We start from the raw sequence: 22402 nt of genomic DNA, 5'->3' as shown, positions 1-22402 counted from the left end.
CCGGGGCGCGGGGTTCCGTCCTCAATCGCCGGACGGGCTTGGTGTGTGCGGGTCGCCCCGTGGGTGCGGGTCGCTCCGCGTTGCCGGGTTCGCGTCACCCCGGTGGGTGGGGGTCCGGTGCCCCTCCGGGGCGTCTCCTCGAACGACGAACGTTCCGCCGGTACGCAGTAGTACCCGGGTCGATGTTCGTCGTTCTGCGGCGACTCCCCTGCACGGCCCCGAACCCGCCCGCCATGCGTCTGCGATCAGCCGGAGGGCCGGCGTCGTCCCTCTTTGTCTGCGGGGTCGTCCCACCGGGGTGCAGGCGCGCGACGGGTCCGGGTGGGGGCGTGCAGGGGAGTCCCCGCAGGGAATGGCGTACGACCCGGGTTTCTCCGCGTCGCCGGGTGCACACGCCATTTCTGAGGAGACGCCCCGGAGGGACCCCACCCCCACCCACCGGACAGAACGCACCCCGCGGAGCACCCGCACCGAGCCCGTCCGGCGATTGAGGACAAAGACCCCAGCCCCGGACCGGGGCAACAGACAGGGTCCCCGACGCCAGGAACACCGCCGCCGCCCGCCCAAGGGCCCCGTCGGTCAGCCGGGTTGGGATATCCGCACCTGCGTACCGGGCCGCAGGCCCCACGATGCCATCGCGCCGGCCTCCGACTCGATCACGTGCCGGGCCCGCAGCCGGGGCATGCCCAGCCGTCCGGGCTTCATCGTGTGCACCGCCACGACGTTGAACTTCCGGTCCAGATAGGCCACATCGATCGTGAACCGCATCCGGAAGGAGTGCACGCTCCCGCACGGCGTGATCATCAGCGCGCCGTCGATCCCGGTCCGGCCGAGCAGTCCGCGGGCCCGGTGACGGTACGAGGCCGCGATCCGCAGCGGCACCACGGTCTCCCGTTTCCCGTCCCGGTCGGTGATCGTCAGCGTTCCTGTTCCATTGCGCCATCGAGCCATGGCCACGACGGTAGCGCCACGTGACGGACTCTGGGGCTGGATCGGCATGCGGTGGGCCCCAGGGCCCATGGCCGGTGTCCGAGGGGCCGTCTAGGGTCTATGCCGTGTACGCCATGCTGATAGGGGTCGCCGCCCTCTGGGGGGTCGCGGCCGGACTGTTTGTCCCGCGCGCCGCCTACCGGTTCTCCGTCGAACCGGACGACGCGTGGCGGGACGCCTGCCCCGCAGGTCATGCCCTCATCGGGCCGGGCCGAGGGTGGCTCGGCTCCACACGCTGCGCGGCCTGCGCCGAGGTGGGCGCGGCCACCGCCGTGCGTACAACGCCGGGGACGGACCCGGCGGAAGACCCCGGGGGCGACGTCGGGGACGGCCCCGCCGCGGCCGAGGACCCCCACACCGCACCCACCGCCCCGCGCTACGCCCCGCACCTCCTCGCACCCGTCGTCACCGCTCTCGCCTGCGCCGCCCTCGCCGCGGCCACCGGGACGCGCCCCGAGCTCGTCGTCTGGCTGCTGCTCGCCCCCGTCGGGGTGCTCCTCGCGACCATCGACCGCCGGGTGCACCGGCTGCCCGACCAGTTGACGCTGCCGGGCGCGGCCGTGGCGGCGGCGCTCCTCGGCATCGCCGCCCTGCTGCCGGAGCATGCCGGCGGCTGGGTGCCCGCACTGCTCGGTGGTGCGGCTCTCGGCACCTTCTACTTCCTGCTTTTCCTCATCAACCCGAACGGGATGGGCTTCGGAGACGTCAAGCTCGCTCTCTCCCTGGGCGTGGTCCTCGGCTGGTACGGCTGGGCCGTCCTGTTCGTCGGAGGGTTCGCCGGGTTCCTGTTCGGCGCGGTGTACGGGTTCGGGCTGGTGATCATGCGGCGCGCCGGGCGCAAGACCGGCATCCCGTTCGGCCCGTTCATGATCGCGGGCGCGCTGCTGGGGATTCTGTTCGGCGCGCTGTCCGCCTGAGAGGCGGCCGGATGGCGCCGGTCCGCCTGAGAGGCGGCCGGACGGCTTCCGGCCCGGTGGCCGCGCCGGGAATGCGGTCGCGCTCGGCCGTGTCCGGCTGCCACCATTCCCGTATGACCGCAGCTCCCGATGGCGCGCACGCAGCCGCGCAGGCCGACGAACGCGCCCGGTTCGAGGCCCTGGTCGCCGAGGCCGACGCCGTCTCCGTGGCCGGCTGGGACTTCTCCTGGCTGGAGGGCCGGGCCACCGAGGAGCGCCCTTCCTGGGCGTATGCCCGTGCGATGGGGGAGCGCCTCGGCCGGGCGAGGGCGGCGCTCGACATCCAGACCGGGGGCGGCGAAGTGCTCGCCTCCGCGCCGAAGCTGCCGCCGCTGACCGTGGCCACCGAGGGCTGGCCGCCGAACGTCGCCCGTGCCACCGCCCTTCTCCATCCGCGGGGTGCCGTGGTGGTCGCGGACGAGGACGAGCCGCCGCTGCCGTTCGGTGACGCGGCCTTCGACCTGGTGGTCAGCCGCCACCCGGTGACCACGTGGTGGGAGGAGATCGCCCGGGTCCTCACCCCCGGCGGCACGTACTTCTCGCAGCAGGTCGGTCCGGCCAGCGTCTTCGAACTCGTCGAGTACTTCCTCGGCCCGCAGCCGCCGGAGGTGCGCGCCGTACGCGACCCCGGGCAGGCTCGCGCCGCCGCCGAGGCGGCCGGTCTCGATGTCGTCGACCTGAGGACGGAGCGGCTGCGCACCGAGTTCCGCGACATCGGCGCCGTTGTCTACTTCCTGCGCAAGGTGATCTGGATGGTGCCCGGCTTCACCGTCGGCGCGTACCGGACACCACTTGCCGCGCTGCACCACCGGATCGAGACCGAGGGGCCGTTCGTCGCCCACACCACCCGCTTTCTGATCGAGGCCCGCAAACCCGGATGAGGCCGAACTCCCTTACGGTGCCCGAAGGGTGGCACTCTGGAGGCCGAGCGCACGGGGAAGGAGCGGGCCATGAGGGTCGGCAACGGCGAGGAAGCGACGCGCGGCCCGCGCCAGGGGAACGCGGAATGGCTCGCGGGCGCCAGGATCGTCGGCGTGCTCGGCGTCTTCTACCGGCCCGAGGGGCGCATGGGGGAGCCGGAAGCGGTCGCCTTCCTGCTGGACGACGGCCAGTCGGTGGTGCTGACCTGTGCGTCCGACGGCACCTTGCATGTGGGGGCCGGTACCTGGCCGGATCTTCCCGACTGGTGTGTTCCGGCGGCCCAGTGGGAGTTCGCCGGAATGACGTGGCTGCCGGAGCCGCCGGAAGGCGGCTGGACGGTGCTGTGCACGGAGGAGCGCAGGGATGAGCGGGGCGAGGTGCACGAGGCCGTCATCCGCTGTGAGGGCGGCCGGTTCGTGGTGACGGGCGGTGACACCGTGGGCATCCGCTTCACCCGGGGCCACCGGGGCGTGGCCGCGGCGACGTGACCGCCGAGGCCCGGCCCGGGCGGTGCGCCGACGCGCCCCGAGGCCTGTCCCGCCAGGAACCGCGGGAAGGTCCTTACGCGTGGGCCCCGACCGTGACCTCTCCCACCGTCAGCTCCGGTTTCCCCTCCAGGATCTCGCCCACCCGGGCCACCTGCTGTTCCAGCTCATGGAGCTGTCCGCCCGTCAGCGGGGACAGCGGCTCCACCGTCACCGCGAGCCGCCGGCCCGAGCGCCGCTGGTGCCACACCCCGCCCACGGTGCCGTCGACGAGCAGGACCGGGAAGTTCCCCGCCTGACCGCCCGCCAGGGCCCGGGTGTACGCGGCGCCGGGGAAGAGCTCCTCGCGGGGCTGGGACGCGATGACGAACGCGTCGAAGTAGGGAAGCAGCCGCACTCCGCGTACGGGCTGTGCGGGGAAGGCGGTGTCTCCCGTCACCACCCAGGCCGGGGTGCCGTCCTCGTACGTCACCTCCTCGATCTCCCCGTCCGCCGCCAGTCGCGTGAACAGTTCGGAAGCCCAACGGGCGGGCACAGCGAGCCACTTGGCGAAGTGCTGCGGGGTGGCGGGGCCGTACGCGTACAGATAGCGGCCGACGAGCGCGGCGAGTGCCCGGGGTCCGTCGAGCGGGGTGATGTCCGGGCGGGTGTAGGTGACTCTGCGGCCCCGGTCCGGACCGAAGCAGAGCACTCCGCGGTGGGAGGCCAGATGTGTCACCTGCCGCCAGCGAGGCCACAGGGTCTGGAAGGCGGGCATCACCGGTTCTCCGGCCCAGGCCCCGGCGCGGGCGACGACCGCCTCCGTGAGTTCGTCGACGGTCAGCTCCGCGCCGGTCAGGGCGTCGGCGATCGCGGCCAGCACCTCCTCGGTCTGCTCCGGAGTCATCCGGACCCCTTCGGGCTGGGTGGTGCGGCCCGGCGGAAGCGCGGACAACGCCCCTGTCCACATGGGCAGTTCGGCCGCCGGGACCAGATGGACGGTGCCGCGCGGTCCGAACGTCCTGATCAGGCTCCGGTCGGACCACAGGGCCTTGCGCACATCGGCCCGGGTCAGGTCGCGGCTCCGCAGTCCCACGGAGAGCTCGGCGGCGGACGGGACCTGCGCGTGCGCGGCCGGCATCGCCCCGACCACCGCGGCCGGGGCAGCGGTGAGCGGGTCCGTCAGGCCCTGGCGCTCCATCCGGTGGGAGTTCGCTCCGGCCCAGGAGACGGTTGCGCTTCGCGTCGTCATGGATCGAAAGCTACCGGCCCATCAGGTCAGGTTCTGTCCTCGACGCCGGGCCGTCGATGAGTCCGGCCGGTACCCGTCGGCGGTCGCCGGGGGCGGGGTGGCCCATGGAAGGGAGTGGGAGCGCGGTCACCGACGACCGGAATGTGCACATCCTGTGTATGTCCTGCGGGTGTGTCCGGAGTCAAAGTGGCCCCGTCGGGCGTTTGCCCAGCTCCAGGCCTTGCGGAGTACCTGATTCCATGTCCGTGGCGGAGTCCCGCACATTCGGAGAGTAATTATTTCGTGGCGTGGCACCCAGCAGCACTTACGAAGGGTTATGGTGGAAACCCCCCCTCGGGCCGGTCCGTAACCCCCCCCACGGACCGGCCCGTTTTTGTGCCCCGGCACAGCGGGAGCCGTGAGCCAAGGCCCGTACCGCGGATGCGGTCGTGAGCCCCGGCGGCCCTCAGGCCCGTCCGGCCCAGATGTTGGTGCCCGCGGTGTCCACGGCGAAGGTGTCGATCTCCTTCAGCTCCGCGTCCGAGAGCGCCGGTCCGGCCAGAGCCGCGACGTTCTCCTCCAACTGCTCCACGCTCGACGCGCCGATCAGAGCCGATGTCATGCGGCTGTCGCGCAGCACCCAGCTGAGCGCCAGCTGGGCGAGCGACTGGCCGCGACGGCGCGCGATGTCGTTCAGCCCGTTCAGCCGGCGGACCACCTCGTCGGAGAGCAGGCCCGGGTCGAGGGACTTGCCCTGCGTGGCGCGCGAACCCTCGGGGATGCCCTTCAGGTACTTGCCGGTCAGCAGTCCCTGGGCGAGCGGCACGAAGGAGATGCAGCCCATGCCGGCCGCCTCCAGGGTGTTCAGCAGCCCGTCGTCCTCGGTCCAGCGGTTGATCATCGAGTAGGACGGCTGGTGGATCAGGGCCGGCACCCCCATCTCCTTCAGCAGCCGGGCCGCCTCGGCGGTCTGCTCGGAGTTGTACGAGGAGACCCCCACGTACAACGCCTTGCCCTGCCGCACGGCGGAGGCCAGCGCCCCCATCGTCTCCTCCAGCGGAGTGTCCGGGTCGAAGCGGTGCGAGTAGAAGATGTCGACGTAGTCGAGCCCCATCCGCTTGAGCGAGGCGTCGAGCGACGACAGCAGGTACTTGCGCGAGCCCCACTCGCCGTAGGGGCCGGGGTGCATGTCGTACCCCGCCTTGGTGGAGATGATCAGCTCGTCGCGGTACGGGGCGAAGTCCTGCTGGAAGATCTTCCCGAAGTTGAGCTCGGCCGAGCCGGGCGGCGGGCCGTAGTTGTTGGCCAGGTCGAAGTGGGTCACCCCGAGGTCGAATGCGCGGCGCAGAATCGCGCGCTGCGAGTCGAGCGCGCGGTCGTCGCCGAAGTTGTGCCAGAGGCCGAGCGAGACGGCCGGGAGCTTGAGGCCGCTGCGGCCGGTGCGGCGGTACTCCATGGAGTCGTAGCGCGTGGCGGCGGCCCGGTAGGAGGAAGAGGAATCAGTCACGTTTCCCTCCTTATCACGGACTTGTGACAGGCCGGGTTGGGCCGGTGCGCCGCCTGCGCAGTAATGTGGCGGCTTCGGGACTGCACGGCACGGCGGGGCGTCCCGCCCCCTTTCCGGTGCGGCGATCCCCAGGTGGACGGCCCCGGACCCCGGGCAAATGGGGCGGGAGTGCCCGCACGGAACCGAGAGGTGAACTCAGTGAACTTGCGCGACCTGGTGTACGGGCTCTACGCACGCCGGGTGGAGGCCCGCCTCGATCACGCCCAGGTGCCCAAGCACATCGGCGTCATCCTCGACGGAAACCGGCGCTGGGCGAAGGCGTCCGGCGGCACCGCCGCGCAGGGGCACCAGGCCGGAGCGGACAAGATCAAGGAGCTTCTCGGCTGGTGCAGCGAGACGGATGTCGAGGTCGTCACGCTCTGGATGCTCTCCACCGACAACTTCGACCGGCCCGAGTCCGAGCTCATCCCGCTCCTCGGCATCATCGAGAACACCGTGCGCGACCTGGTGGCGGACGGACGCTGGCGCGTCCATCACGTCGGCACGCTCGACCTGCTGCCCGCGCACACCCAGACGGTCCTCAAGGAGGCCGAGCAGGCCACCGTCGGGGTCGACGGAATACTCGTCAACGTCGCCGTGGGCTACGGCGGGCGCCAGGAGATCGCGGACGCGGTGCGTTCCCTGCTGCTCGACCACTCCGAGAAGGGCACCTCCTTCGAGGACCTGGCGGAGATCGTCTCCACCGACCTGATCTCCGAACACCTCTACACCCGGGGACAGCCGGACCCCGACCTCGTGATCCGTACCAGCGGAGAGCAGCGTCTCTCGGGCTTCATGCTCTGGCAGAGCGCGCACTCCGAGTACTACTTCTGCGAAGTCTTCTGGCCGGCGTTCCGCCGCGTCGACTTCCTGCGGGCGCTGCGTGACTACGCCGCCCGCCACCGCCGCTACGGCGGCTGAGAGGGCACGGGCCGCCGGGCGGCCCGGACCACCCCGGCCCCCCCGGACGGCTTCGACCGGATCCGGCCAGGTCGGCATGGCTTGGCGTGTTCGAGGGCATACCCCTGACAGGTCGATGTCCGGTCTCCAACCAGGCGGACATCGTGTCCAAGTGAGCGGCATGGAGTCCGCTCGCCCGGGAGGCCCTTTGCACACGAAGGACCGTACATACAGTGCGGCCGACGCGGAGGGCCGGCGCACGGCCCGCGCAAGGTGGCCGGAGCCCGGCCCGTCCTCTCCCATTGGGATGCTCCGCGACGCCGTCGCACCCCAACCTCGTCCGAGGGGGTACGTCCTTCCGTGGTGACCAGCACAAAGCGCCGCATGCCCGACAGGCGCACCTATGTTCTCGACACCAGCGTCCTGCTGGCCGATCCGAACGCCATGTCCCGCTTCGACGAGCACGAAGTCGTGCTCCCGATCGTCGTGGTCACGGAACTGGAGGCCAAACGGCATCACCCCGAGCTCGGATACTTCGCCCGGCAGGCGCTGCGGCTGCTGGACGACTTCCGGGTCCGGTACGGCCGGCTGGATGCCCCGATCCCCCTCGGGGGCCTGGGCGGAACGCTGCGCGTCGAACTCAACCACTCCGATCCCGGCGTCCTTCCCGCCGGCTACCGGTTGGGGGACAACGACTCACGGATTCTCGCGGTCGCACGCAATCTCCAGGCCGAGGGGTACGACGTCACGGTCGTCTCCAAGGACCTGCCGCTGCGCATCAAGGCGTCGTCGGTCGGTCTCCTCGCCGAGGAGTACCGGGCGGAACTCGCCATCACCGACTCCGGCTGGACCGGAATGTCCGAACTCTCCCTGTCGGCCGAGCAGGTGGACCTCCTCTTCACCGAGGACACGCTGTACGTCCCCGAGGCCGCCGAGCTGCCCGTGCACACCGGTCTGGTCCTCCAGTCCGAACGGGGCAAGGCGCTCGGCCGGGTGACCGCCGAGGGCAACGTCCGCCTCGTCCGGGGCGACCGGGAGGCGTTCGGCATCCACGGCCGCAGCGCCGAGCAGCGCATCGCCCTGGACCTCCTCCTGGACCAGGACGTCGGCATCGTCTCCCTGGGCGGCAGGGCCGGCACCGGAAAGTCGGCGCTGGCGCTCTGCGCGGGGCTCGAAGCGGTGCTGGAGCGCGGGCAGCACAAGAAGGTGATGGTCTTCCGCCCGCTGTACGCGGTGGGCGGGCAGGAGCTCGGCTATCTCCCCGGCAGCGAGGCCGAGAAGATGAGCCCCTGGGCCCAGGCCGTCTTCGACACCCTCTCGGCGGTCTCCGGCCGCGAGGTGATCGAGGAGGTGCTGGGGCGCGGCATGCTGGAGATCCTGCCGCTCACCCACATCAGGGGCCGTTCCCTGCACGACGCCTTCGTGATCGTCGACGAGGCCCAGTCGCTCGAACGGAACGTCCTGCTGACGGTGTTGTCCAGAATCGGGGCAAATTCCCGGGTGGTGCTCACACATGACGTGGCCCAGCGGGACAACCTCCGGGTCGGCCGGTACGACGGAGTCGTCGCCGTGGTCGAGAAGCTGAAGGGTCACCCGCTCTTCGCGCATGTGACGCTCACGCGTTCGGAACGCTCCCGCATCGCCGCACTGGTGACCGAAATGTTGGAGGAAGGTCAGATCTGATACGGCTTGGAACGGTTGATGCCGCCCGGCGGGCCAAGGAGCTTAGCCGGGCGGCATCATGTCGCGGCACCATTTCCGAAATTCACTTGCTCCAAACGGGGTGTGAGCTTTCACACGCAACAGAGAATTGCTTCCCGGCGTCCCGTTCCGGCAGAGTCTTGCTTCCGTCAGGCCCCGCATACGGCACACCGGCACCTCCAGAGGCGCCACGCACCACACAACTCAACAACTGCCGCCCGTATGCCGCCCGCGAGCACCACGCGGCGCTCCCTCCGGGGAGTCGCCCACCGGGCCCGTGCCTCCCGTGACCCAAGCAGTAGGGAGGCCAGTGCCAGGGGCACGATTGCGCCCGCGAGGTCACCTAAGCGGGCGATGCTGGAAGGACACCGTGTGAGCCGGATCTCGGTCCGGGGGTTCGCCGTGGCATCTGCCACAGCGGTAACCACCGTTGGCGCCGTCGTAGGCGTTGCAGCAGGCAGCACTCCCGCTGCCGATGACAACAACTTCGAGGCGACCGCAGCCGACACCACGCTGCTCGCAGACATCCCCGCGGGCCAGCAGGCCCAGGTGCAGACCGCATCGCTGACGCAGCAGGCCGACGCCCAGGCGTCCGCGGCCGACGCGTCGGCGAAGAAGTCCGCCGAGGAATCAGCCCGTGTGCAGGCCGCCAAGGACGCCAAGTCCAAGAAGGCGGCGGCCGAGGACAGGCTGGAGAAGGAACGCCAGGAGAAGAAGGAAGCTGCCGAGCGCGCCAGCCGCTCCGAGGTACGCAGCGCCTCCTCGATCGCCACGCAGTCCTCGTACAGCGTGGCCGATGTCCAGGCGATCGCACGGCAGATGGTGCCGGCCGACCAGTTCCAGTGCTTCAGCAACATCGTGAACGTCGAGTCGAGCTGGAACTACCGGGCGAGCAACCCGTCCTCCGGCGCCTACGGTCTCGTCCAGGCGCTCCCCGGCTCGAAGATGGCCTCGGCCGGAGCCGACTGGATGACCAACCCGGCCACCCAGATCAAGTGGGGCCTCAACTACATGAACAGCAGCCGCTACGGCAGCCCGTGCGCCGCCTGGTCCTTCTGGCAGGCCAACCACTGGTACTAGAACCCTCCGAGGTTCGGTTCTCAACCTCGCGAAGCCCCTCACCGTCCTACGGTGGGGGGCTTCGCGCGTGTACGGTCGGGCGGAGCCGTTTCCCGGGGGAGCGGTGGGGAGAGCGGACGGGGGTAGAGGAACCGTTATGTCGAAACTGCCTGGGTGGCTCGGACAACTGGGTGCTGAACTGACCAGGATGGGGGAGCGCCTGGAGGAACGGCGGGCCGAAGCTGCCGGCGAGGACGATGCCTCCGTGCGCGGGGTACCGCCGGAGCCGGCGGCGATACGCGACAAGGACACGGCCACCGTCGCCGACCATGTGCCGCCGCCGCCCGCGTACGCACCCTCCGTCTCCGCACGCCCCGATCCGGTCGCCGCCATCCCCTGGGGGATGCGGGTCGCGGCCGAGGCGGGCTGGCGGCTGCTGGTGCTCGCCGGGACCCTCTGGGTGCTCATGCGCGTCATCAGCGCGGTGCAGCTGGTGGTGCTGGCGTTCGTCGCCGCGCTGCTCGTCACCGCGATGCTCCAGCCGACCGTCGCCCGGCTGAGGCGGTACGGGCTGCCGCGCGGACTGGCCACCGCGGTCACGGCGATCCTGGGCTTCGTCATCATGGGCCTGGTCGGCTGGTTCGTGGTCTGGCAGGTCATGGACAACATCGACACCCTTTCCGACAAGGTCCGGACAGGGATCGACGACCTGAAGAACTGGCTGCTGGACAGCCCGTTCCATGTGACCGACAAACAGATCAACGACATAGCGAAGAACCTCAGCGACACCGTCGGCACCAACACCGAGGCCATCACCTCCGCCGGACTCCAGGGCGTCACCGTGATGGTGGAACTGCTCACCGGCATGCTGCTGGCGATGTTCTCCACGCTCTTCCTGCTGTACGACGGCAAGCGCATCTGGCACTGGGTGCTCAGGCTCGTCCCCGCCCAGGCCCGGCCCGGCGTCGCGGGCGCCGGTCCGCGAGCCTGGCGGACGCTGACCGCCTATGTGCGGGGCACGGTGATAGTCGCCCTGATCGACGCCATCTTCATCGGTCTCGGGATCTTCTTCCTCGATGTGCCGATGGCCGTTCCGCTGGCCGTCTTCATCTTCCTGTTCGCCTTCATCCCGCTCGTCGGGGCGGTGGTCTCCGGGGCGCTGGCGGTGGTCGTCGCCCTCGTCACCCAGGGCGTGTTCACGGCCCTCATGGTGCTGGTCGTGGTGCTCGCGGTGCAGCAGATCGAGGGCCACATCCTGCAGCCGTTCATCCTGGGCCGCGCGGTGCGCGTGCATCCGCTGGCCGTGGTGCTCTCGGTCGCCGCGGGTGGCATGATCGCCGGCATCGGGGGTGCGGTCGTCGCGGTGCCGCTGGTCGCGGTCACCAATACGGTGGTCGGCTATCTGCGGACGTACGGGCAGGAGGAGTCCCGCCGCCACTCGCCACCTCCGCACGGTTCGACCGCACTGGACGCGGCGCCCCAGCCGGCTCCCGGATCGCCGCCGGAGGAGTTCGACGACGGCAGCGAGGACGAACCGGCCGCGGAGGCGCCGAAGGCGCTCTGAGCGGACACACGGACACAGGCACGCAAAAAGAAGGGCCCCCGGGACGGTCGGTCGTCCCAGGGGCCCTTCTCGTATCAGGGGTACTACTCGGCGAGGACGGCCTCGGCTTCGAGGGTCACGCCGACCGCCTGGATCACCGAAGCGATCTTGACGGCTTCCTGAATGGTCTCGCGGTCCACGCCGGCCTTGCGCAGCACCTGCTCGTGGGAGTCCAGGCACTGGCCGCAGCCGTTGATCGCGGAGACGGCGAGCGACCACAGCTCGAAGTCGACCTTCTCCACGCCCGGCTTGCCGATCACGTTCATCCGCAGACCGGCCCGGAGGTTGCCGTACTCGGGGTCCGACAGCAGGTGCCGGGTCCGGTAGAACACGTTGTTCATCGCCATGATGGCGGCGGCCGACTTCGCGGCGGTGTACGCCTCCGCGGAGAGGCTGGCCTTCGCCTCCGGCTCCAGCTCGCGCAGCACCTTCGGCGAGCGCGAGGCGATCGCGCAGGCCAGGACGGTGCCCCAGAGCTGCTGCTGCGGGAGTTCGCTGTTGCCGATGACCGAGCCGAGGTTCAGCTTCAGGTCCTTGGCGAAGTCCGGTATGGCGGACTTCAGTTCGTCGAGAGCCATGGTCGTGTCAGCTCACTCGCCCGAGAGGAGCGCGACCGGGTCGAGGGTGTTCTCGCCCTTGGTCCAGTTGCAGGGGCACAGCTCGTCGGTCTGCAGGGCGTCGAGGACCCGCAGGACCTCCTTGGGGTTACGGCCCACGGAGCCGGCGGTCACCATCGTGAACTGGATCTCGTTGTTCGGGTCGACGATGAAGACGGCGCGCTGCGCGAAGCCGTCCGCGCCCTCGATGCCGAGGTCACGCATGAGCTCGTGCTTCGAGTCGGCCATCATCGGGAAGGGCAGGTCGGTCAGGTCCGGGTGGTCCTTGCGCCAGGCGTGGTGCACGAACTCGGAGTCACCGGAGAAGCCGAGGATCTGCGCGTCACGGTCGGCGAACTCCTCGTTCAGCTTGCCGAACGCGGCGATCTCGGTGGGGCACACGAAAGTGAAGTCCTTCGGCCAGGCGAAGATCACTTTCCAGCCCTCATACGACTTGTGGGTGATGGTCTCGAACTCCTTGCCCTTCTCCAGGGAGACGCAAGCAGTCAGTTCGAACTGGGGAAACTGGTCACCGACAGTGAGCATGATTCGGGGCACTCCTGTGTTGCTCGGGGTTGGACCCCTGCACGCTCCCACATGCCCGATTGATCACGGAAATTGGTTACCCCAAAAGGATTGATCGAGGATCACGATCAGTTCTGTGATCGCGCGCCGCGTGCCGCCACTTCCGGCCCTCGAAGCGAGGCTCGCACCCCGCGCCTCGCGGTGCCCCTCATGTGAACGTGATGTGAATCACTTGCATGCCTGCCGGTCGAAACCGGGCGTGACGGCGCCTCCTTCTTTGTCCATTTCGTTCCGTGCGGAGAGGTGATTTTGCGCGCCCTTGGTAATAACGGAATGGCGACCTCCGTTCTCCTGTCGATATATGTCATGGACAGGGGGAGAGTGAGCTGATTGTATTTGGGTCACCCGAAAGGGCGCTTCGCTTTTACTTTATTAATTGAGTTTTCGATGAGGATTCCGGACAGTTCGAGGAGAACATTCTTTATGCGTAGGATTCGCGTTGCAAAGATTGCACTTGCGTCGGTCGTGGCCACTGTCGGAGTTCTTTCCTTTTCCGTCCCGCAGGCTGTGGCCATCGACCAGCCCGCTTCTCGGGTCGCGGCCGGGGTGGATGAAGTGACGAAGGCGATCGCCGCGGAGAATCCCAGTGCGGTCGTAGCGGCGGCCACTGTGTGCGGTACGGGATACAACCTCTCCTACGCGGAGCGGCTTCCCGATGCCACGCGCAAGGGCACCCTGTTCACCTACATCAAGGGCACCAACGGTGCCAGCAACGACACCCCCACGTGTGCGATCTTCGAGAACAACACGGGATCTGCCAAGTGGATGAAAATCAAGCTCTGCTCGAACTACACGGCAGATGGCTGCGCGAGCGATGAGGGTAATTTCAGTTCCTATGCCGGGCCTGTCTACCGCACCCGTGGCGGCTGCGGTGAAGTCACTGCGCTGATGAAGAGCACGTCGGGCTCAAGCACCTACATCGTCAACGCTGTTCGGGCCGCGACGAGTTGTAACTGACGGTCGGCGCTTCGGTCGGGCCCTTTCGGCCTTCTGCGATGCGGCACGGGTGGAAGTCGCTTGCGCCGGAATGCGAATACGCCGAGCCATGGTGCGGAGTGCCTGAAGCACGCCCGAGGCCCCCTGTCGTGCGACAGGGGGCCTCGGGCGTTTTCTTTTACCGCACCTGTTTTGATCGCGAGGTCCCTCGCGGTACGCCGGTGTGCTCTTGAGGGGCGCTGTCCGCCGGCAGGTTCTGCCCGGCACTGTCCGGCCGGTCCGGTCCGGCCCCGGTCGCGGCATCGAGTCATTGATCGAAACCATCGGTTACGCTCGTTCGTGATGATCGGAGGTGCCTATCAGTGGCCCAGGGTAATCAGGGCATACGGCCGAAACAGCCCAGTCTCTCGCAGCTGCGCGCCTTCGCCGCCGTGGCGGAGTACCTGCACTTCCGGGACGCGGCGGCCGCCATCGGGATGAGTCAGCCCGCGCTGTCCGGAGCCGTGTCCGCGCTGGAGGAGGCGCTGGGCATCCAGCTCATCGAGCGCACGACACGCAAGGTGCTGCTCTCGCCGGCCGGGGAGCGGCTGGCCGTGCGGGCGCGGAGTGTTCTGCACGCCGTCGGTGAGCTGATGGAGGAGGCCGAGGCGGTCCGTGCGCCGTTCACCGGAGTGCTGCGGCTCGGCGTGATCCCGACCGTCGCCCCGTATCTGCTGCCGACCGTGCTGCGGCTGGTCCAGGACCGCTATCCGGATCTCGACCTCCAGGTGCACGAGGAGCAGACCTCCTCGCTGCTGGACGGGCTGGCGGCGGGGCGGCTGGACCTGCTGCTGCTCGCCGTGCCGCTCGGGGTGCCGGGCGTGACCGAACTCCCGCTCTTCGACGAGGACTTCGTGCTGGTCATGGAGCGCGACCACTGGCTCGGCGGACGTGCGGACCTGCCGCGCGAGGCGCTGCGTGAGCTGCCGTTGCTGCTGCTCGACGAGGGGCACTGCCTGCGTGACCAGGCGCTCGACATCTGCCGTGAGGCGGGGCGTACGGAGGGCGCACCGGTCACCACGACCGCGGCCGGGCTCTCCACGCTGGTGCAGCTGGTGGCCGGGGGGCTCGGGGTGACGCTGCTGCCGCGGACGGCGGTGACGGTCGAGACCGCTCGCAACGACGCGCTGACCACCGGGTACTTCGCGGACCCGGCGCCCGCGCGGAGGGTGGCGCTGGGGATGCGGACCGGGGCGGCCCGGCACGAGGAGTTCGAGGAGTTCGCGGCGGCGCTGCGCGGGGCGATGGAGGTGCTGCCGGTGCGCGTGGCGGAGGCCGGCCGGACCTGAGCACAGGTCCGGCCGGCGGGGGTCATTCGCTGCGCAGCCCGTCCGGGCGCATCATGCGCCACAACGGCGGCAGCGAGAGCAGGGTGACCAGGAGGATGAGGGCAGCGCCGGCCCCGGCCATCGGCAGGAACAGGAACCAGTCGGACACCTCCTTGTCCACCATCCAGCACAGGGTGGCGCCGAGGGCGAGACCGCCGGTCACCGCCACCGCGAGCCCGATCACCACCGGGATCGCGGTCTGCCAGAGCACCGACCAGCCGAGGGTGACCCGTCGGGTACCGAAGGCGACCAGAACCGACAACAGCCGCTTGCGCTCACGCAGTTGCTCCAGCTGGGAGACCAGCATGGATGCGGCGATCAGCAGCAGGGTGGCGGTCGCACCGACCTGGAGACCGGTCTGCACGCTCGCGTACTGCCGGTCGCGCTCGACCGAGTTGAGAGTGACCAGACGCATGCCGGGATCGATCCGGGCCGCTGTGTTGCGTACGTACTCGGCGGCGTCGGGGACGTCTTCGTCGATGCGGATCTGCGAGATGGTCTGGGCTCCGGGCAGGGTCCGCGCGTCGATCGCGCCGGGCGTGACGAGGATGCCGGAGCGTTCCTCGCCGTACGGGTCGGTCCGGGCGGCGACGGTCCGGGTGTCGGCCGGCAGGGTCCAGCGCAGCGGTTTGCCGTTGCCGTAGCTGTCGAACTCCACCACCTTGCCCTTGCGGGCGGTCTGGTCGACCCAGCCGGCCTGGCCCTTGTCCGTGGGGTGGGCGACGAACGTGTCGCCGTCCCGGCAGGACGTGATCCTGGCGAGTTCGCGCAGGGTCGCGCAGTCCCCGACGGTGAACGAGGTGGTGGGCTGGATCTCCGCTTCGGTGTACGTGCCCGGCTTGGTCGCGTAGGCCTCGACGGTGCCGATGACCTGAGTGACGCCCTTGGTGGCGCGGAACTCCTTGATCGAGTGCAGGGCGGCATCGCCCCGGACGATCTCGGAGGCGGCGTAGAACTGGGCGCGGGAGGGGTCCTGCCCGGTGATCTTGTTGAAGTCGTCGTTCATCGCGGCGAACAGCATCTGAAGGGCCACCGCACCGGCCACGGCGACGGTGACGCCGCTGACCGCACGGGAGGCCGCCCCGCTGCCCAGCTGGAGCCGGCGGGTGGCCAGCTGCCAGGGGACCGGACCGCCGCGCAGCCGCCCGACGCAGGCCTCGACGAGCCAGGGCAGGAGCAGGGCCAGCCCGACCAGGACCAGTACCGCGCCCCCGGCGATCGGGTACGGGTTGACGGGCCCGTACTCCTGGACCTTGCCGGTGGCTCCGAACACCGCGAGCCCGGCGACCGGCAGCAGCAGCCGCCACCAGAGGCGCCGCTTGCGGGCACGGCTGTTGCGTACGACGCCGAGCGGCTCGATGACCACGGAGCGCATGGCGGCCAGGGTGACGAGCACGGCGGTGAGCGGTACCGCGAGGACGATCAGCACGCACAGCCGGGCGTCGGGGGCCAGGTCGGAGGGGAAGGCGCTGGTGTCCCAGACTTCGGCGTACCCGACGAACCGGCGTCCCGTCAGGAACACGGCCAGTCCGATGAGGAGGCCGAGCACCGATCCGAAGAGCGCTTCACCGGCCGCGATCCGGCGGGTCATCCGGATGTCCGTGCCGACCAGGCGCAGGGCGGCGAGCCGGCGGTCGCGGCGGTCGCCGCCGAAGCGTACGGCGGTGGCGATGAAGATGGCCACGGGGGCCAGCAGCACCACACAGACCATGATGATCAGCACGATCAGCAGCGGGGACAGCGGTTCGGCCGGGCCGGGCCTGCCGTATCCGGATATGCGGTGGCCGCCTGTCGCCGGGGTCAGGGTGTCGCTGCCGGCGTAGAACCAGAGTTCGCCGGGTGAACGCAGCCCCGCGTCCCCGATCGTGCCGGTCACCTTGTACGGAAGCCGTTCCCTGAGCAGCGCGTTGTCCGGGGAGTCGAGGAGTTCCCGAAGAGCGGGGGAGACCACCATCTCGCCGGCGGCGGGGAGGCCGGTGATGCCCGGGGGGACGACCGGGTGGCTGCCGTCGGCGCGCATCAGGAAGCCGGTGATGGTGCGGTCGTGGTACTCGGTGCTCGCCTCGATCCGCACGACCGTGCTGTCCGACTTCTTGGCCTGGGCGTCGGGCGATTCCGAGATCTTCGTCTCGGAGCGGGCCTGGTCCCGGGCGGACCGCTCGTCGAGCATGTGCGGTACGGACGCGGCGAGGAGCAGAAGGGCCACGCCGAGGCCCACGCCGACGGCGGTGAGCAGCGTGCGGGTCCAGCCCTCGCGGCCGCCGCCGGCGGCGAAGCGGATACCGAGTCCGAGATCGCGCAGCCAGGAGGCCGTGCGTGAGGGCGGTTCGGGAGGACGCACCGGGGTGGCCGGGGTCTGCTTCCGGTCGAGCAGCGTCATGCGGCGTGCTCCAGGTCGGTGGCTCGGCCGTCGCGGACGGTGATGTCGCGGTCGGAGTAGGCGGCGACGCGGGCCTCGTGGGTCACCAGTACGACCGCCACGTTGGCGGAACGGGCCGCGTCGGTGAGCAGCCGCATGACGCGTTCTCCGTTGAGGGAGTCCAGGGCGCCGGTCGGTTCGTCGGCGAAGATCACCTTCGGGGACGCGGCCAGGGCACGGGCCACGGCGACGCGCTGGCCCTGGCCCCCGGAGACCTCGCCGGGGCGCTGGGCGCCGATGTCGTCGACCTCCAGGCGCTCCATCCACTCCAGGGCGGTGCGTTCGGCGGTCCTGCGCCGGGTGCCGTTCAGCCGCATCGGCAGAGCGACGTTCTCCACGCAGGTCAGCTCGGGGACGAGCTGGCCGAACTGGAACACGAAGCCGAACTCGCTGCGGCGCAGGGCGCTGCGTTCGGCGTCGGACATGGCGGACAGCTCACGTCCGGCGTAGGTGATGGTGCCGGAGTCGGGGGTGATGATTCCGGCGAGGCAGTGCAGCAGGGTGGACTTGCCGGAGCCGGAGGGGCCCATCACGGCGACGACCTCGCCGGGGTGGACGGAGAAGGAGGCGCCGTCGAGTGCCGGGGTCTGCCCATAGGTCTTGCGCAGATCGTGGGCGGAGAGCAGGGAGCCGTCGGGAATCACTGGGTTACCACTTTCGCGAGCTGGCCGAGTCGGGCCGCGGTCAGTTCGAGCCAGCGCAGATCGGCTTCGAGATGGAAGAGGGCGTGGTCGCAGATCAGCTGGTCGGCGAGGTCGCCCTGGCGCTTGCGGTCGGTGAGGACGCGCATCATGCGCAGGTGCTCGGAGCGCTGGGTGTCCAGCACATCGGCGGCGCGGCGGCCGGTGAGCAGGGCCAGGACGACCTTGGTGTACAGGGTCGACTGGAGATACGGTTCCGGCTTCTCGGGCTGCGCGAGCCAGGTGGCGACATCGGTGACTCCGGCGTCGGTGATGGCGTAGCGCTTGCGCTCCGGGCCGCCCTCGGTCTCCACTCCGTCGACTTCGACGAGGCCGTTCTTGAGGAGCCGGGACATCGTCGAGTAGACCTGCCCGTAGTGAAGGGGGCGGTCGTGCCCGAACTTCTCGTCGAAGGCCCGCTTGAGGTCGTAGCCATGGCGGGGGCCGGACTCCAGGAGCCCGAGCAGGGTGTGGCCGATAGACATGAGCAGGACTGTACACGGTGTGTATACCTGCGGTGTATACCGGTGGCCGGGGGAGGCCGGGCGGGTGGACGGACAGGTGGCCGGCCGGGCGGGGGCGGGCCCCGGCGGTCACTCCGGGTCGGCCGCCTTCGGTGGGCGTCCCCGGCGCGGGATCGGTGCCGCGCCGCCGGGCAGCCGCCCCGCCTCCGCGAGCGCCCGCCGCAGCAGGAACTCGATCTGCGCGTTCGCGCTGCGCAGTTCGTCCGAGGCCCAGCGCGCCAGCGCGTCGTGCACGGCGGGGTCCAGCCGCAGCAGCATCTGCTTGCGCTGCTGCGGCCCGGACTGCGGCGCGCGGCGCCGCGGGGTCTGATCGGTCACTGGTAGAGCGTGCCCGTGTTGAGGACCGGTTGCGCCGCGCGGTCGCCGCACAGCACCACCATCAGATTGCTGACCATGGCCGCCTTCCGCTCGGGGTCGAGCTCGACGATGTCCTGCTCGGTGATCCGGGTGAGTGCCATCTCGACCATGCCGACCGCGCCTTCGACGATCAGCTGCCGGGCCGCGACCACCGCTCCGGCCTGCTGGCGCTGGAGCATCGCGGAGGCGATCTCGGGGGCGTACGCGAGGTGGCTGAAGCGGGACTCGATGATCCTCACGCCCGCCGCCTGGACCCGTGCCGTGAGTTCGACGGCCAGCTTCTCGGTGATCTCCTCGGCGTTGCCGCGGAGCGAGAGGCCGCCCTCGTCGTGGGCGTCGTACGGGTACTCGATGGCGATGTGCCGGACGGCCGCCTCGGTCTGGGTGGCGACGAACTCCAGGAAGTCGTCGACCTCGAAGAGGGCCTGCGCGGTGTCCTCCACCTTCCAGACGACGATCGCGGCGAGCTCGATCGGGTTGCCGTAGGCGTCGTTGACCTTGAGGACCGCGGTCTCGTGGTTGCGGACCCGGGTGGAGATCTTGCGGCTGGAGGTCAGCGGGTTGATCCAGCGCAGGCCGTCGGAGCGGATCGTGCCCACGTACCGGCCGAAGAGCTGGATCACCCGCGCCTCGCCCGGTGCGACCATCTTCACACCGCCCATGCAGAAGAACGAGGCGATGGTGAGCAGCACGCCCAGGATGCAGAGCGGTATGCCCACGCCGTTGTTCCCGTTCGACCCGATGACGCCGCCGAGGACGGCGAGCGCGATACCGGCGAACACTCCGATCACGGTGAGCAGGAGCCCGAGGCCGCCGGCGATGCTGTGCGCGGTCGTCTCGCGGACCTGCGGCTCCGGCATCTGGGGCGCGTCGGGGACGAGGTCGGCCTGTGGTGCGGCCGAGGTGTTCGGGTTGTGCGGTTCAGTCACGGATTCCCCCGCTTCGCGTGGCTAGCTGTTCGCTAGCAATGTGATTTCACATTAACGTTTTTCGCAACCCTGCGCACCTCTCATGAGTCGGTTCCCTTGGGAGCAGGTGCTGATTGTCACGTCCGGAAAATGCGGGATCGCTCGCTTTTTGTCCTTGCCAACGGTGTTAGCTGGCATGTCCGAGCTGATCCGGTCGAGCAGAGAAACGGGAGCAACACAGCAATGGGTCGAGCGGATGCGCGACGAGCCCAGCGACGCGGGTCGCGGGGGGCCGGGAAGAGCGGCGGCGGCATACGCGGACTCTTCACCTGGCGGAAACTTCTGGGCGCGGCCTTCACCGTCTGCCTGCTGGGCATGGGCGGCTTCGCCGTGCTCTACATGCTCGTGGATGTGCCCGAGGGCAATGCCCGGGCCAAGCTGCAGAGCAACATCTACAAGTACTCCGACGGGACCCTGCTGGCCAGGACGGGTGAGGTCAACCGGGAGATCGTGGACCTCGCGCAGGTGCCGAAGGAGGTCCAGATGACCTTCGTCGCCGCCGAGAACAAGTCCTTCTACGACGACCAGGGCGTCGACTTCAAGGGCACCGCCCGCGGTCTGCTCAACACCGTTTCAGGCAAGGGCAAGCAGGGTGGTTCGACCATCACCCAGCAGTACGTCAAGAACTACTACCTCGACCAGGACCAGACGGTCACCCGGAAGCTCAAGGAGCTGGTCATCTCGTTGAAGGTCGACCAGAAGCGGAGCAAGCAGGAGATCCTCGCCGGGTACATCAACACCAGCTTCTACGGCCGGCAGGCCTACGGCATCCAGGCGGCGGCGCAGGCGTACTACGGCAAGGACGCCAAGGAGCTGGACGTCGCCCAGGGCGCCTACCTCGCCGCGCTGCTCCAGGCACCCAGCCAGTACGACTGGGCCGTCGCGGGCCCGAAGGGGAAGGCGCTCGTCAAGGAGCGCTGGAACTACGTGCTGGACAACATGGTCGAGGAGAACTGGCTGGACGCCGGCAAGCGTCAGGGCCTGAAGTTCCCGGTTCCGCAGGACCCCAAGCCGCTGAACGGGATCGCGGGGCAGAAGGGGTACATCGTCGAGGCGGCCCGCAAGGCGGTGCTGAAGGAGACGGGCCTCAGCAGCGAGCAGTTCGACCTCGGTGGCTGGACGATCACCGTCAACATCGACAAGAAGAAGCAGCAGCAGCTGGAGAAGTCGGTCGAGACGAAGCTGATCGACAAGCTGGACACGAAGAATCGCAAGCTCGACCAGGACGTCCAGGCCGGCGCCGCCTCGGTGGATCCGAAGACCGGCGCGGTGCTCGCGCTGTACGGCGGGCGTGGCCAGAGCGAACACTGGTCGTCGAACGCGGCCCGGACCGACTTCCAGCCCGCCTCCACCTTCAAGCCGGTCATACTCGCCGCCGCGCTCGACCAGGAGTCGATGACGCAGGACGACCAGCAGATCACCGCCGGCACCCGCTACGACGGCACCAGCAAGCGGCCGGTCGTGGGCAGCGACATCGCGTTCGCGCCGGAGAACGAGGACGACCACAACTACGGCTCGATCACCGTCCAGACCGCGATGAACCAGTCCGTCAACTCCGTCTTCGCGCAGATGGGCGTGGACGTCGGCATGGACAAGGTGATGCAGACCGCCGGCAAGCTCGGCATGGACGTGAAGGGCCTGGAGGCCGTGCCCGCGCAGACGCTCGGCTCCATGGGCGCGAGCCCGATGGAGATGGCCGGGATCTACGCCACGCTCGACAACCACGGCAAGAAGGTCACCCCGCAGATCGTGAAGTCGGCCGTGCACCAGGACGACGACCCGGTGCAGATGCCGGACGCGATCGGCGAACAGGTGATCAGCCGTCAGGCCGCGGACTCCGTGACGTCCGTGCTGACCGGAGTCGTCGACGACGGTACGGCCCACGGGGCCGTACGGAACGCCGAAGGACTCGGCGACCAGCAGATCGCGGGCAAGACCGGTACCTCGGACGACAACAAGTCCGCCTGGTTCACCGGATACACGCCCGATCTCGTCACGTCGGTCGGCCTGTTCGGCGAAGCGGCCTTCGACCGCACGGGCGAGAACGGGAAGAAGATCCACAAGTACGACCAGGTGACCCTGAAGGGCGCCGGCGGCGGTGGCCGCGTCAACGGCGGTGGCTTCCCGGCCGAGATCTGGGCGGACTTCACGGCGAAGGCCATGGGCGAGCCGAGCAAGTTCGTCCTCGACACCGACATGGGCGCCGCGGTCACCCCGCCGCCGGACACCACCCCGCCGAGCGCGACCACGTCGCCCTCCCAGGAGGTCACGCCCTCGGGCGACGCCACGACCAAGGCGCCCGCGACCACACCGCCCGCGACGACCCAGCCCCCGGAGACCACGCAGCCCGCCAGCCCCAGCGGGGACCCGACGACCGAGCCGCCGACCGGCCCGTCGAACGAGCCGGGGCCGTCCACCAGCCCCGAACTCCCGCTGGACCCCGGGGACAACAACCGGCCGGACAACGAGAACGCCGCGACGCGTTGACGAGCTGAAGCGACCGGGTACCGGAACGGGGGGGGGGGGGGGGGGGGGGCCCCCCCCGCCCCCCCCCCCCGGGGGGCGGGGGGGGGGGGGAGGGGGACGGGCGGCGGGCGGC

Annotated in this window: 20 protein-coding genes; 10 read left to right on the top strand and 10 right to left on the bottom strand. The window is 69.8% G+C overall.

Going from position 1 to position 22402, the window contains the following annotated elements; translation table 11 throughout:
* Positions 1-579 precede the first annotated feature (579 nt).
* Positions 580-951 carry a DUF192 domain-containing protein gene (locus tag ACZ4LX_RS12465; protein WP_467643376.1) on the bottom strand — a complete coding sequence of 124 codons (372 nt, stop codon included), beginning with the start codon at positions 949-951 and terminating at the stop codon, positions 580-582.
* Positions 952-1055: 104 nt separating this feature from the next.
* Here ACZ4LX_RS12465 and ACZ4LX_RS12460 point away from each other — a divergent pair, with 104 nt between their 5' ends.
* The 3 genes from ACZ4LX_RS12460 (at position 1056) to ACZ4LX_RS12450 (ending at position 3355) form a co-directional block, all read left to right on the top strand.
* Entirely contained in the window at positions 1056-1907 is an 852-nt protein-coding gene (locus ACZ4LX_RS12460; RefSeq protein ID WP_467643379.1) for a prepilin peptidase, read from the top strand.
* Between the two features lie 113 nt (positions 1908-2020).
* Positions 2021-2827 (top strand): class I SAM-dependent methyltransferase, encoded by an 807-nt coding sequence (locus tag ACZ4LX_RS12455; RefSeq protein WP_467643384.1) that lies wholly within the window; start codon positions 2021-2023, stop codon positions 2825-2827.
* 69 nt (positions 2828-2896) lie between these two features.
* Positions 2897-3355: a hypothetical protein gene (locus ACZ4LX_RS12450; RefSeq protein ID WP_467643387.1), complete on the top strand. Its 459-nt coding sequence runs from the start codon at positions 2897-2899 to the stop codon at positions 3353-3355.
* Between the two features lie 73 nt (positions 3356-3428).
* Here the strand turns inward: ACZ4LX_RS12450 and ACZ4LX_RS12445 are convergent, their stop codons facing one another.
* A complete protein-coding gene (locus ACZ4LX_RS12445) occupies positions 3429-4583 on the bottom strand; it encodes a winged helix DNA-binding domain-containing protein (protein WP_467643390.1) in 1155 nt (384 codons plus the stop codon).
* A 445-nt stretch (positions 4584-5028) separates the two neighbouring features.
* Positions 5029-6069, bottom strand: a complete 1041-nt coding sequence (gene mgrA, locus ACZ4LX_RS12440; RefSeq protein WP_467643393.1) for an L-glyceraldehyde 3-phosphate reductase — start codon at positions 6067-6069, stop codon at positions 5029-5031.
* 198 nt (positions 6070-6267) lie between these two features.
* Between mgrA and ACZ4LX_RS12435 the strand changes: the two genes are divergently transcribed.
* The 4 genes from ACZ4LX_RS12435 to ACZ4LX_RS12420 all read left to right on the top strand — a co-directional run bounded on the left by ACZ4LX_RS12435 (position 6268) and on the right by ACZ4LX_RS12420 (position 11332).
* Positions 6268-7029 (top strand): isoprenyl transferase, encoded by a 762-nt coding sequence (locus ACZ4LX_RS12435; protein WP_148020469.1) that lies wholly within the window; start codon positions 6268-6270, stop codon positions 7027-7029.
* A 339-nt stretch (positions 7030-7368) separates the two neighbouring features.
* The gene (locus tag ACZ4LX_RS12430; protein WP_467643397.1) at positions 7369-8691 is read left to right on the top strand and encodes a PhoH family protein; all 1323 of its coding nucleotides are present in this window, start codon (positions 7369-7371) and stop codon (positions 8689-8691) included.
* A gap of 390 nt (positions 8692-9081) precedes the next feature.
* Positions 9082-9789 (top strand): aggregation-promoting factor C-terminal-like domain-containing protein, encoded by a 708-nt coding sequence (locus ACZ4LX_RS12425; RefSeq protein WP_467643399.1) that lies wholly within the window; start codon positions 9082-9084, stop codon positions 9787-9789.
* Positions 9790-9925: 136 nt separating this feature from the next.
* Positions 9926-11332 (top strand): AI-2E family transporter, encoded by a 1407-nt coding sequence (locus tag ACZ4LX_RS12420; RefSeq protein WP_467643402.1) that lies wholly within the window; start codon positions 9926-9928, stop codon positions 11330-11332.
* Positions 11333-11415: 83 nt separating this feature from the next.
* Here the strand turns inward: ACZ4LX_RS12420 and ACZ4LX_RS12415 are convergent, their stop codons facing one another.
* Positions 11416-11949, bottom strand: coding sequence for an alkyl hydroperoxide reductase (locus tag ACZ4LX_RS12415; protein ID WP_267073866.1), 534 nt, complete (start codon positions 11947-11949; stop codon positions 11416-11418).
* Between the two features lie 12 nt (positions 11950-11961).
* Positions 11962-12513, bottom strand: coding sequence for a peroxiredoxin (locus ACZ4LX_RS12410; RefSeq protein ID WP_467643405.1), 552 nt, complete (start codon positions 12511-12513; stop codon positions 11962-11964).
* Between the two features lie 462 nt (positions 12514-12975).
* Between ACZ4LX_RS12410 and ACZ4LX_RS12405 the strand changes: the two genes are divergently transcribed.
* Together ACZ4LX_RS12405 and ACZ4LX_RS12400 are read left to right on the top strand one after the other, a co-directional pair.
* On the top strand, positions 12976-13509 hold the full coding sequence (locus tag ACZ4LX_RS12405; RefSeq protein ID WP_467643407.1) for a hypothetical protein: 534 nt from the start codon (positions 12976-12978) through the stop codon (positions 13507-13509).
* Between the two features lie 341 nt (positions 13510-13850).
* The gene (locus ACZ4LX_RS12400; RefSeq protein WP_467643410.1) at positions 13851-14816 is read left to right on the top strand and encodes a hydrogen peroxide-inducible genes activator; all 966 of its coding nucleotides are present in this window, start codon (positions 13851-13853) and stop codon (positions 14814-14816) included.
* Positions 14817-14838: 22 nt separating this feature from the next.
* Here ACZ4LX_RS12400 and ACZ4LX_RS12395 read toward each other — a convergent pair whose 3' ends face one another.
* From ACZ4LX_RS12395 to ACZ4LX_RS12375, 5 genes are all read right to left on the bottom strand, one after another.
* Positions 14839-17235 carry an ABC transporter permease gene (locus tag ACZ4LX_RS12395; RefSeq protein ID WP_467643413.1) on the bottom strand — a complete coding sequence of 799 codons (2397 nt, stop codon included), beginning with the start codon at positions 17233-17235 and terminating at the stop codon, positions 14839-14841.
* A complete protein-coding gene (locus tag ACZ4LX_RS12390) occupies positions 17232-17918 on the bottom strand; it encodes an ABC transporter ATP-binding protein (RefSeq protein WP_467643415.1) in 687 nt (228 codons plus the stop codon). The genes ACZ4LX_RS12395 and ACZ4LX_RS12390 overlap by 4 nt, the downstream gene beginning before the upstream one ends.
* Positions 17915-18439: a PadR family transcriptional regulator gene (locus ACZ4LX_RS12385; RefSeq protein ID WP_467643418.1), complete on the bottom strand. Its 525-nt coding sequence runs from the start codon at positions 18437-18439 to the stop codon at positions 17915-17917. Before ACZ4LX_RS12385 ends, ACZ4LX_RS12390 begins: the two co-directional genes overlap by 4 nt.
* A gap of 108 nt (positions 18440-18547) precedes the next feature.
* Positions 18548-18796 (bottom strand): type II toxin-antitoxin system antitoxin, encoded by a 249-nt coding sequence (locus ACZ4LX_RS12380; protein ID WP_467721163.1) that lies wholly within the window; start codon positions 18794-18796, stop codon positions 18548-18550.
* Complete coding sequence (locus ACZ4LX_RS12375; protein ID WP_467643493.1) at positions 18793-19695, bottom strand: SPFH domain-containing protein; 903 nt, start codon at positions 19693-19695, stop codon at positions 18793-18795. Before ACZ4LX_RS12375 ends, ACZ4LX_RS12380 begins: the two co-directional genes overlap by 4 nt.
* A gap of 291 nt (positions 19696-19986) precedes the next feature.
* Between ACZ4LX_RS12375 and ACZ4LX_RS12370 the strand changes: the two genes are divergently transcribed.
* Entirely contained in the window at positions 19987-22290 is a 2304-nt protein-coding gene (locus tag ACZ4LX_RS12370) for a transglycosylase domain-containing protein (protein ID WP_467643421.1), read from the top strand.
* The last annotated feature ends 112 nt before the right edge of the window (positions 22291-22402 follow it).

It is taken from the genome of Streptomyces sp. NPDC026062, from assembly GCF_055568375.1.
This window is presented reverse-complemented; position numbering and strand designations above follow the sequence as displayed.